The organism is Negativicutes bacterium, from assembly GCA_018052945.1.
Taxonomy (GTDB): domain Bacteria; phylum Bacillota; class Negativicutes; order JAGPMH01; family JAGPMH01; genus JAGPMH01.
Window position 1 is genome coordinate 1 of sequence record JAGPMH010000045.1, and the last position, 1,260, is coordinate 1,260.

Below are 1,260 nucleotides of genomic sequence, written 5' to 3' on the forward strand. Positions count from 1 at the left end.
AACATATAATAACCTACCTTTTTTTAGTGTCCTCTTTATAACGATTGATGAACGATTGATGAACGATAGTTAAACAATCGTTTAACTATCGTTTAACAATGGTTAAACAGTTGTTCTTCGTGTTAAAAATCTTTGATTCCTAAGCTCCTTCAACTATGTTCAGTATGACAACAACACACAATAAACTTAACTTTTCCAATATTTTAACCATGTTCCACCATCGTTTCACTACTTTTTAACAATTATTCTACTATTGTTAAAATCCCATTCCTACTGTTCAAATCTCATCCGTTATGTTATTATTTTATCCGTATAATATGTATTGAAGGTGAATTTTTTGGACATAAAAATGAAATTACTGATTTTTGGCATTGACTTAATTTTACCACTAATAGTCGGGTATTGTTGCCAATATCAAAAAAAATTTAATGATCAATTTTTCAATAAAATGATTCTTAATAATATTTTAGTGGTATATCCGGCATTGTCGTTTTTATGCTTTTGGATTTTGCCACTCAACTTTGATTTAGTTTGGTTACCGGTTATGGGGTTAGCAATGGGCTTGATACCGGGCTTAGTTGCTTACTTTGTTGCAGAAAAGAAATTTGCTGATGATTTGGATCGTGGTAGTTATGTGATGTCAGCAGTTTTATCAAACCTTGGGACATTGGGGGGACTTTGCGTCTTTTTATTATATGGCGAGCGTGGCTACGGCTATCAACAATTAGTCGTATTATTTCAATATATTCTGATGTTTATGTTTTGCTACCCGCTAGCACAATATTATTATCAACGTGCCAATAGTGAAGGCGCAATAACAAAAATTTCAGTTAAACAGGTTTTATTTAGTCGAAATCAATTAGCCGTAGTCGGTATTTTTTGTGGCGTCGCCTTACAATTAGCCGGTATCCCTCGACCACATGCTTTAGATGGTATGGCAGAGTTTTTTGTACACTTTGGTGCGTGGACAGCATTGATTCCGGTGGGTTATTCAATGGATTTTGCTAAAATGAAAGGCTATTATTATCAATTAAAAGAATTAATTGCTATTAAATTCATTGTAACTCCGGTGGCAATTTACGGATTATCACATTTAATAATGACAGATAGAGTTATGTTAAACAGTATTTTAATTTTAGCCAGTACCCCTACTGCGGTTAATGCAGTAATCACTTCAAGAATTTATGACCTTAATATTAATATTGCCGTAGCAGCCTTTATCGTAACAACCTTAATATTTTTAACAATCATCTATCCCGG

General features: G+C 33.2%; 1 protein-coding gene. It reads left to right on the forward strand.

Translation table 11 applies throughout. The features are described from left to right. Positions 1–337: 337 nt before the first annotated feature. On the forward strand, positions 338–1,260 hold a 923-nt coding region (locus KBI38_06875), incomplete at its 3' end, for a transporter (protein ID MBP8629780.1).